General features: G+C 58.0%; 4 protein-coding genes. All 4 read left to right on the top strand.

What is annotated here, in order from left to right:
- The first annotated feature begins 160 nt into the window (after nt 1–160).
- Nucleotides 161–1393 (top strand): DUF3363 domain-containing protein, encoded by a 1233-nt coding sequence (locus C9E89_RS21695; RefSeq protein WP_227544086.1) that lies wholly within the window; start codon nt 161–163, stop codon nt 1391–1393.
- A gap of 216 nt (nt 1394–1609) precedes the next feature.
- Nucleotides 1610–2824, top strand: coding sequence for a chloramphenicol/florfenicol efflux MFS transporter FloR (floR, locus tag C9E89_RS21690; RefSeq protein ID WP_107010195.1), 1215 nt, complete (start codon nt 1610–1612; stop codon nt 2822–2824).
- Nucleotides 2825–2878: 54 nt separating this feature from the next.
- Nucleotides 2879–3514, top strand: a complete 636-nt coding sequence (locus tag C9E89_RS24215; RefSeq protein ID WP_228199099.1) for a LysR family transcriptional regulator — start codon at nt 2879–2881, stop codon at nt 3512–3514.
- 41 nt (nt 3515–3555) lie between these two features.
- On the top strand, nt 3556–4090 hold a 535-nt coding region (locus tag C9E89_RS21680; RefSeq protein WP_004637123.1), incomplete at its 3' end, for an IS6-like element IS1008 family transposase.

Here is a 4090-nt window from a genome sequence, read left to right as displayed (position 1 = left end):
TCCTTTAGCTAAAACAGTCTTCAGCTTACCATTCGTGGTTATTTGCAACAGTGCCAGCGAACTTGCCAGTCTCGAACTCGGCCCCGTGACCGAGATCGAGCAGACGCGCAAGCTGTCGGCCGAAATAGACCAAGATCGTTTCACCCGGATCGACCGCGCCATGGCCGAGGAAGCCGATGCCCGTTTCCTCGACCTTCGCCATGAACCGGCAGCGCCGAGGCGGCAGTTCGAGCGCACCCTACGCCTGCATCGTCTTACCAAGCTGGAGAAGATGGGACTGGCGACCGAGCACGCGCCCGGCGTTTGGGAATTGAGCAAGGACATGGAACCGGCCCTGCGCGAGCTTGGAGAGCGGGGCGACATTATCCGCACCATGCAGAAGGCGCTCGGCCCGCAGGGCGGCGAACGCGATCCCATGAGCTTCCAAATCCATGACGGAGCGCCCGAGACGCCCATCGTCGGCCGCGTCGTGGACAAGCACCTGTCCGACGAACTGGGGGAGAACCTGACCGTTGTGGTGGACGGCATCGACGGCCGCACGCACCACATCGCCGGCATCGCGCTCGAGCGGCTCGAGGACGCCCGCATCGGCAGCGTCGTCCAGCTCGGCCCCGCCGAGGCGGCAGCCCGGCCGTCCGACCGCACCATTACCGCCATTGCAAAGGACGGCATCTATCGGCCGAGCCGCCATCTGGAGCAGGCCAAGTTCGAGGGCCGCGTTCCAGGCGGCGACTATGAGGGCTATGTCGATGCCCATGTGCGCCGGCTGGAGGCGCTACGCCGGGCCGGTATCGTCGAGCGGATCGACGCCGACCAATGGCGCATCCCCGATGATCTGGTCAGCCGTGCCGCCGCCCATGACGCCGGCCGAGACAGTCAGGCCAGCGTTCGCGTCCTTTCCCCGGTCGATCTGAACAAACAGATCGGATCGGACGGCGCGACCTGGCTGGACCGGCGGCTGATCCACGGCGAGACGGCCGACCTTGCGCCAACCGGCTTCGGGCAACAAGTCCGCGAAGCCATGGACCAGCGCCGCGAGCACCATATCGAACAGGGCGACGCCACCCGCAGCCGGGACAGCCGCGTCTTCTACCGGCGCAACCTTCTCGCCATCCTGCGGGAGCGCGAGGTAGCCGGCGTCGGATCGGATATGGCTTTGAGTAAGGGCCTGCCGTTCCGCGCCGCCACGGACGGCGAGAGCGTCAGCGGCAAGTTTACCGGAACCGTGCATCTATCGAGCGGCAAGTTCGCCGTGGTCGAGAAATCCCATGAGTTCACCCTTGTCCCGTGGCGGCCGATCATCGACCGCCAACTCGGCCGCGAGGTTATGGGCATCGTGCAGGGCGGGTCGGTGTCGTGGCAGTTAGGGCGGCAGAGGGGGCTGGAACGCTGAGTGCGCCCATGCCGCATTGCGAAGCAAAAGATAATCGGATAAAATGTAGCAATTCATATTCGTAAGCGTGGAGTAATCAGATGGGAAATTCCAAGTCAGCAGACAAGTAAGCCGCAACAACCAGTATTGTTGTTGCGGCGCTCTGTAAGGCTAGTCTCATCTGATTGCTGACGAGCAGACGTCGCCCGGTATTCCTTAATCGAGGGTTGATTCGTCATGACCACCACACGCCCCGCGTGGGCCTATACGCTGCCGGCAGCACTGCTGCTGATGGCTCCTTTCGACATCCTCGCTTCACTGGCGATGGATATTTATCTCCCTGTCGTTCCAGCGATGCCCGGCATCCTGAACACGACGCCCGCTATGATCCAACTCACGTTGAGCCTCTATATGGTGATGCTCGGCGTGGGCCAGGTGATTTTTGGTCCGCTCTCAGACAGAATCGGGCGACGGCCAATTCTACTTGCGGGCGCAACGGCTTTCGTCATTGCGTCTCTGGGAGCAGCTTGGTCTTCAACTGCACCGGCCTTTGTCGCTTTCCGTCTACTTCAAGCAGTGGGCGCGTCGGCCATGCTGGTGGCGACGTTCGCGACGATTCGCGACGTTTATGCCAACCGTCCTGAGGGTGTCGTCATCTACGGCCTTTTCAGTTCGATGCTGGCGTTCGTGCCTGCGCTCGGCCCTATCGCCGGAGCATTGATCGGCGAGTTCTTGGGATGGCAGGCGATATTCATTACTTTGGCTATACTGGCGATGCTCGCACTCCTAAATGCGGGTTTCAGGTGGCACGAAACCCGCCCTCTGGATCAAGTCAAGACGCGCCGATCTGTCTTGCCGATCTTCGCGAGTCCGGCTTTTTGGGTTTACACTGTCGGCTTTAGCGCCGGTATGGGCACCTTCTTCGTCTTCTTCTCGACGGCTCCCCGTGTGCTCATAGGCCAAGCGGAATATTCCGAGATCGGATTCAGCTTTGCCTTCGCCACTGTCGCGCTTGTAATGATCGTGACAACCCGTTTCGCGAAGTCCTTTGTCGCCAGATGGGGCATCGCAGGATGCGTGGCGCGTGGGATGGCGTTGCTTGTTTGCGGAGCGGTCCTGTTGGGGATCGGCGAACTTTACGGCTCGCCGTCATTCCTCACCTTCATCCTACCGATGTGGGTTGTCGCGGTCGGTATTGTCTTCACGGTGTCCGTTACCGCGAACGGCGCTTTGGCAGAGTTCGACGACATCGCGGGATCAGCGGTCGCGTTCTACTTCTGCGTTCAAAGCCTGATAGTCAGCATTGTCGGGACATTGGCGGTGGCACTTTTAAACGGTGACACAGCGTGGCCCGTGATCTGTTACGCCACGGCGATGGCGGTACTGGTTTCGTTGGGGCTGGTGCTCCTTCGGCTCCGTGGGGCTGCCACCGAGAAGTCGCCAGTCGTCTAACCGACGACTGGTAGCAGGCCCGCTCCGATGCGGCGCACTAACCATCGAAACCTCGTGAATGTCGGTATCCTGTCTGGCAGGATACCGCTCATTTCCCTTGTTCAGTTCATCGCCGTCGCCGAGCATCTGAATTTTCGGCATGCGGCCAAGGCACTTGGTATCAGCCAGTCGAGCGTCAGCGCGCGTGTGAAAGCGCTGGAGGATAACCTTGGTGTCCTGCTATTTGAGCGCCATGCGCGGGGCGTTCGGCTAACAGACGCAGGCAGGCACTTCATGGAGCGTGTCACGGCGGGTGTCGATCAACTCGATCACGCAGTGAAGACCGCAGGCATGACAGCTCAAGGAGAATACGGCCGGCTTCGCATCGGCATCCATGCCTTAATCCCACGCAGCTTTCTCACGGAGCTGATCCGTCATTATCGGGAAGAACATACGGGCATTGAGGTTGAGATCACCGAAGGCACAGCCCGCGATGCGGTGATGCAGCTTCGTGCTGACCAGCTCGACGTGGTGTTCGTCGCGGGCAAGCCCGAGATGCCCGACTGCCATACCCGACCGATCTGGACCGAACCGCTGGTGGCCGTGCTATCGGATGGGCATCGCCTCGCCGGGCAGTCCGCAATCACTTGGTCCGATCTGGTCGGCGAGACTTTCATTGTTCGCTATGGGGCACTGTTGCAAATAGGCTGACATGATAAGCTAAATATCTTATTTATTTCGAGATACAGCAGATGAATCCCTTCCATGGTCGGCACTTTCAAGGTGAAATCATTCTTTGGGCTGTTCGTTGGTATTGTAAATATGGCATCAGCTATCGTGAACTTCAAGAAATGCTCGCTGAACGGGGTGTGAATGTTGACCACACCACAATTTATCGTTGGGTTCAGCGTTATGCTCCAGAAATGGAAAAACGCTTACGCTGGTATTGGCGTAATCCTACAGATTTACATTCATGGCATATGGATGAGACTTATATCAAAGTGAAGGGGCGATGGACTTACCTGTATCGTGCAGTTGATCAACGTGGTCATACGATTGACTTTTACCTTTCCGCTAGACGGAACAGTAAATCAGCCTATTGTTTTTTAGGAAAAATCTTCAATACGGTGAAAAAATGGCAAATTCCACGGGTCATCAATACAGATAAAGCAGCGACCTATGGCCATGCTTTATCACGGTTAAAGCGAGAAGGAAAATGTCCAGTAGATATTGAGCACAGGCAGATTAAGTATAAAAATAATGTCATTGAATGTGATCATGGTAAGT

This window comes from Acinetobacter sichuanensis (assembly GCF_003024515.2).
Classification (GTDB): Bacteria; Pseudomonadota; Gammaproteobacteria; order Pseudomonadales; family Moraxellaceae; genus Acinetobacter; species Acinetobacter sichuanensis.
The sequence above is the reverse complement of the archived record's forward strand: the minus strand, read 5'-3'. Positions and strand labels throughout refer to the sequence as shown.

Excerpts from the sequence above, each read along its gene's own strand:
- C9E89_RS21695 (WP_227544086.1), top strand. The coding sequence starts at position 161 with ATGGCCGAGGAAGCCGATGCCCGTTTCCTCGACCTTCGCCATGAACCG.
- floR (WP_107010195.1), top strand. The coding sequence starts at position 1,610 with ATGACCACCACACGCCCCGCGTGGGCCTATACGCTGCCGGCAGCACTG.